Raw genomic sequence first — 5,924 nt, 5'->3', positions numbered from 1 at the left:
CGCGCCGGCATTGACGCGCAGGCCAGCGCTGAGGGCTGGCCTGCGCTCCATGCGGAACTGGCCAAGGTCGATCCGGAAACAGCGGCCCGCCTGCATCCGGGCGATGCGCAGCGCATTCAGCGTGCACTGGAAGTCTTTCGCCGTTCAGGACGATCAATGTCGTCACTGATCGCCGCCGGCAGGAATCAGTTGCCGCACTACGACTTCCTGCCGCTTGGTCTGCTGCCATCCGATCGCAGCGTGCTGCACGCTCGCATCGCCGAGCGCTATGACGATATGCTGGCTGCCGGGCTGGAAGGCGAGGTCGAGATGCTGCGCGCGAAATACCGCTTGAATGCCGGGCTACCGTCGATGCGCTGCGTGGGTTACCGACAGATATGGGAAGTGCAGGACGGCCTGGCGCCGCGTTCGGAAATGCGCGAGCGCGGCATCTACGCCACGCGCCAGTTGGCCAAGCGCCAGATCACCTGGCTGAGCAACACGCTGAAACCGGAGATCTTCGATTGTCTGGCGTCGGACTGGATTGAAAGGATCGCCCATAGAGTGGGCGACCTGATCGATCAGAGTATCTCTTGATCCTCGTCCGCCTGAGCCATTGAGGCAGTAAAAAACCGTGAACAATTGCGCCCCTCATGCTTGGCGCGATACATGGCGGCATCGGCATTTTTCAGCAACAGATCCACGTCCTCGCCATGCTGGGGAAAAATGGCGATGCCAATGCTCGCAGAAATATTGATCACAAGCTGATCGATGTTGAAAGGCTGGCCGAGGGAATCAAGGATTTTATCGGCGATGACTTCAGCGTCCTGCTCGGTGTTGATGCGCTGCATGAGAATTACGAACTCATCGCCGCCAAGACGTGACACGGTATCGGACTGACGCGTCACAACCTGGCGCAGACGACGCGCCACCTCCTTCAAGATCAGGTCACCCGCAGCGTGACCGTGTGTGTCATTCACCGGCTTGAGATTGTCCAGATCGAGAAACACTACGGCCAGCTTGCCTTGGTCCCGCCGCGCCTGAGCCAGCGCCTGACGCAGGCGATCGGTCAGCAGGGCCCGATTGGGCAGGTCAGTCAGCACGTCGTGGTGAGCCAGATGCTGCACCAGGGCCTCGGAGGCCTTGCGCTCGGTAATGTCGCGGGCGCAGCCTACGGTACCGATCACCACATCCTGGGAATTGATGAAGCGGGCTTGATGGACGTCAAGCGTTACAAAGCGGCCGGCAACCCGGCCAGACTCTTCAAAACTCGTCGGTTCGTCACGGCTGATGGTATGCCTGTCGGTATCCTGCGAGTACTGTCCGTAGGTCAGCCACTGCGGATCGTCCGGATGACGTTCGCGCTCACGTTGAACAAAGAAATCAAAGGTCTTGCCCACCGGCTCTTCGGTGCTTGACGCATTGAGAAGCTGTTCGCAGAGCGCCTTGTTGGCAAACAGATAGCGATTCTCAAGATCCTTTGCCCAGATCATGTCGGGCACGTTGTCGCACATCAGGCGCAGCATCGAGGCCAGTCGCTGTGACTGATCCTCACTGATTTTCAGCGCCTCGGCAATCAGCCTGCGTTCGGCCATCTCGTCGCGCAAGCGTTCATTGAGCGTGATCGCTCCTACCGCGGAGCGTGAGGCCAGCAGGGCTTTGGCAATGATGATGATTTGCCAGGCAATCGCCGTTAATCCCATCAGCAAAAAAAACGCATCGCTGGAAGTGAAGTAACGATAAAGATAGAAGACGGTGAATGGCAGCAGAGTGACCGCGTTGACCGTCAGGCAATAGGCAAACATCGTGGCATATGCCATATAGCTTACGGTCACCACCGTCGAAGCCGCAATGAAGGCAAAAGTGTGCGCAATGCCCGCCGACTGGTCTGACAGAAGAACGACGGTTGCGCCATACAGCGCGCAGGTCGCCCCACCCAGCAGGGTGCGGATTCGATACAGGCGATCGGCGTTGTCGAGCGACAGTCCGACCCGATTGACGTGTCGCTGGAAAAGAGCGAGAGCTCCGGCCGCCAGAATGAGCAGCGCAAACCATGCAAGCAGACTGGCGTCCGGCACACCGGCACTGCGCAAAATCAGGACGAAAAGAACCCCACCCACCAAAAAACTCAATGCATTTCCGGCTGAGTTCTTGAAGAAGACCTGAATTCGAATCAATCGCACCCGCTCATGCTGTGGGATGCTGCCTTGCTCGTTTTTCATTACTGGCTTGGATATATATCAATTGTGCATTTTACATCGCGAGTACAAGGCCTGATAAAAAAAGCCCATGCTTTAAGTTGCATGGGCTTTTGGAACTTCTACCCCGGCACACCAGGCCAAGGTGATCGGCTTTACGCCATTGTGGTTGCTACACGATTTTCTTTGACAAGCGGTAAGGGCATTGAACCATACAATCTCCTGAGAGTTCGGCTGGCACTGCATTTACGTGCCGGATTCACCGCAGATCACGGCACAATCCCAATATAGGCCATGGCGCAGAAAAAGCCAGGAGTGAATCAGGCAAGCGCTACCGGCCAGGCACCCGCGTCCAGTTCGACATACGCCCGGGAAACTTGCTGCGCCGCTTCTTCGGGCGGGTTCAAGGGTTCGATCGACTGCAACCGAGGCCAATTTTCAGCTTCAGCGGACGTCACAACGGATACAGCGGCAGCAGCCGTGGAACGAGCAGGACACTGACGAGCATGACGATCAGCGAAAGCGGAACTCCAACGCGCACGAAGTCGCCAAACTGGTAGTTGCCGGGGCCGACGACGAGCGTATTCACCGGCGAGGAAATCGGCGTCATGAACGCCGTCGACGCCGCCAGCGCAACGATCATGGCGAAGGGATACGGCGAGGCCTGCAAGTCTCCGGCAATGGCCAGCGCCACCGGGGCCATCAGCACGGCGGTTGCCGTATTGGAGATAAAAAGTCCGAGCAGGGCGGTAATGGCAAACAGGCTGGCCAGCAGGGCGTAGCTTCCCGCGCCTGAGGTCAGCTTCATCAGGCCGTCGGCCGCCAGCTCGACGCCGCCGGTTTTCTGCAGGGCGATGGAAAACGGCAGCATGCCGACAATCAGAATCAGGCTCTTCCAGTGGATCGAGCGGTAAGCGCTGTCCAGGTCGATGCAGCGCAGCACACCCATCAGCAGGCAGGCGATCAGCGCCGCCTGAACGTTCGGAACGATGCCGCCTATCATCAACCCCACCATCACCACCAGGCAGATCAGTGCCTGCAGTGCCTTGCCGGAAACCGGGAGCACCTCGGAGCGCTCGGTGGGCAGATTGAGCAGCAGCAGATCGCTCCTGTCCGACTGCAATCGACCGATTGCCTTCCACGGCCCGATCAGCAACAAGGTGTCGCCAACCTTCAGCGGCATACTCAAATGTCCGCCATCCATTCCTTTCTGGCCGCGCCGCAGGCCGACCAGAGTGAGGTGGAAACGGCTGCGGAAGCCGGACTCGATCACCGTCTTGCCGACCAGACTGGAGTCCGCCGCGACCATCACTTCAGCCATTCCGATCTCTTGCGAACGATCGCTGAAGTAAGCGCCGGTAAGCGGCAATTCCTCGAGCGCAAGCTGCGGACAGGCCTGGTGAATATCGACCTTCGGCGCAAACACGTCAACCAGCAGGATATCTTCCGCCTGCAAGGCTGTTTTCGCACGGGGCGCAAAGACGTCGGTTGAAAAGCCACGCTTGCGCTCGACGGCAACGACGTTGATCCCGGAATCGTCGCGCAGATTGATCTCGCCCAGTGTCTTGCCGACAAACGGTGACTGTGGCGTCACCCGCACGCGGAACTCGCGCTCGGCGAGCTGATATTTTTCGACCCAGTCCAGAAGGCTGACACGATGAATGCCCCCCGCATCGCTGCGGCTCTTCGCGGCAAGCCAGCGGCGCGCGAAGAGCATGTAGAGTATCCCGAGCAGCAGCACCGGCACACCGAACGGAGTGAAGCTGAAGAACGAGAATCCTTCTATGCCGTGGCGGACAAGCTCGCTGTTGACCACCAGGTTCGGTGCCGTGGCAACAAGAGTCATCATGCCGCTGATCAGCGCCGCGACCGAGAGCGGCATCATCAGCTGGCTGGGCGCCATGCCGGTACTCTGCGCGATGCGCAGCGCGACCGGAATGAATATGGCCACCACGCCCGTTGAACTCATGAAGGCACCGAGCGTGGCGACGACAGCCATCAGCAATACGATCAAGCGGGTTTCGCTGGTGCCTGCGGTGTGCATCAGCCAGTCTCCGACACGCTGGGCGACGCCGGTGCGTACCAGCCCTTCACCGATCACGAAAAGTGCGCCGAGCAGCACGATGTTCGGATCGCTGAAACCGGCCAGGGCCTCGCCCATGGTGATCACACCTGTGAACGGCAAGGCGGTGAGCATGATCAGCCCGACGGCGTCCATTCTCGGCTTGTTGATGGCGAACATCGCGATGGCGGCCGCGAGGAGGCCAAGAACGATTGCCAGGTCAGGATTCATCGCTTCGTACCGGTGATTGCCATGAGTTGCACGGAGACTTCCATCCGATCAAAAACATTCGTGGGCTCCTCCAGAAAAGCGTAGCGCCAGAAAGATAGACTGGCATTTCAAGCGCACTACCCGAAGTATCCTTGGCCCAGGCCCCCCGGTCAATCCGGGCAAGCGCTGAATCAAAAATCTCCCGTATCCGGCGTCTTGCGCCGCGCCAGCAGGGTATACACCGTCGGCACCACAAACAGCGTGAAGAAGGTACCGAGCAGCAGACCGCCGACAATCACCCAGCCGATCTGCTGACGGCTTTCGGCACCGGCACCGGTGGCCAGCGCCAGCGGAATGGCGCCAAGCACCATGGCGCCGGTAGTCATCAGGATCGGGCGCAGGCGCAGTTCGGAGGCTTCGATCACCGCCTGTTTGATGTCGAGTCCTTTCTCCTGCAACTGGTTGGAAAACTCGACGATCAGGATGCCGTGCTTGGTGATCAGGCCGACCAGTGTGACCAGCCCGATCTGGCTGTACACGTTGAGCGTGCCGCCGGTGAGCAGCAAGGCGAGCAGTGCGCCGGTCATCGACAGCGGCACCGTCAGCATGATGATGAAGGGGTCGCGAAAGCTCTCGAACTGTGCGGCAAGCACCAGATAGATGAAGGCCAGCGCCAGAATGAAGGTGAGCGCCAGCGACGAGCTTGAGGTCTTGAACTCGCGCGACTGCCCGGCATAGTTGATCGCGTAGCCGGGCGTCAGCACGCTGTTGGCGGTCTTTTCCATGAAGCTCAGTGCCTCGCCCAGGGTGTAATCGGGCGCAAGGTTAGCCGTGATGGTCACCGCGCGCCGCTGGCCGAAGTGGTTGAGTTCGCGCGGGCTGACCGTTTCGTCGACGCTGATCAGGTTGGCCAGCGGAATCATGCTGCCATCCCTGGCACGCACGAAGATGACGCGGATGTCCGACGGGGTGGTGCGATCCGCATTGTCCACCTGAACGATCACGTCGTACTGCTCGCCGTTCTGCTTGAAGCGTGTGACCTGCCGCCCGCCGAGCATGGTTTCGAGCGTGCGGCCGACGGTCTCGATCTGCACGCCGGTGTCGGACGACTTGTCGCGGTTGACCGTCACCGAGAGTTCCGGTTTGTTCAGCTTGAGGTCGGTATCGACGTTGGTCAGCCCGGGATTTTTCGCCACTTCGGCGAGAATCTTGTTGGTCGTTTCAAGCAGCTCGGGGTAGGACGCCGAGGTCACCACGACAAAATTCACCGGGCGCTCGCGCGGGCTCTGGCCGAGCGAGGGCGGCTGCACGGGAAAGGCCAGCACGCCGGGGATTCCCATGAATTTTGGAAACAGGTCCTTGACCACTTCACCTGCACTGCGCTTGCGCTCCTTCCAGTCGGTCAGGCCGACAACGGAGATGCCCTGGCTGACCGTCGGGTTGCCGGCAACAACGAAGTAACGCTCGACGTCGCT

At 59.8% G+C, this 5,924-nt stretch carries 4 protein-coding genes; 1 reads left to right on the top strand and 3 read right to left on the bottom strand.

Translation table 11 applies throughout. The features are described 5' to 3' along the window. The coding region (gene miaA, locus JNM42_RS04215; protein ID WP_294266655.1) for a tRNA (adenosine(37)-N6)-dimethylallyltransferase MiaA at positions 1 to 576 on the top strand (576 nt) is incomplete at its 5' end. Here miaA and JNM42_RS04210 read toward each other — a convergent pair. From JNM42_RS04210 to JNM42_RS04200, 3 genes are all read right to left on the bottom strand, one after another. Then, positions 561 to 2,111, bottom strand: a complete 1,551-nt coding sequence (locus tag JNM42_RS04210; protein ID WP_294266652.1) for a sensor domain-containing diguanylate cyclase — start codon at positions 2,109 to 2,111, stop codon at positions 561 to 563. The two genes, miaA and JNM42_RS04210, sit on opposite strands and share 16 nt — an antisense overlap. A 520-nt stretch (positions 2,112 to 2,631) precedes the next feature. Beyond that, positions 2,632 to 4,470, bottom strand: coding sequence for an SLC13 family permease (locus tag JNM42_RS04205; protein ID WP_294266649.1), 1,839 nt, complete (start codon positions 4,468 to 4,470; stop codon positions 2,632 to 2,634). Between the two features lie 170 nt (positions 4,471 to 4,640). After that, a partial coding sequence (locus JNM42_RS04200) for an efflux RND transporter permease subunit (protein WP_294266646.1) occupies positions 4,641 to 5,924 on the bottom strand: 1,284 nt, incomplete at its 5' end.

Source organism: Propionivibrio sp. (genome assembly GCF_016790145.1).
Classification (GTDB): Bacteria; Pseudomonadota; Gammaproteobacteria; order Burkholderiales; family Rhodocyclaceae; genus Propionivibrio.
Note: the sequence above shows the minus strand (reverse complement) of the source record. Positions and strands in the feature narration are given on the sequence as shown.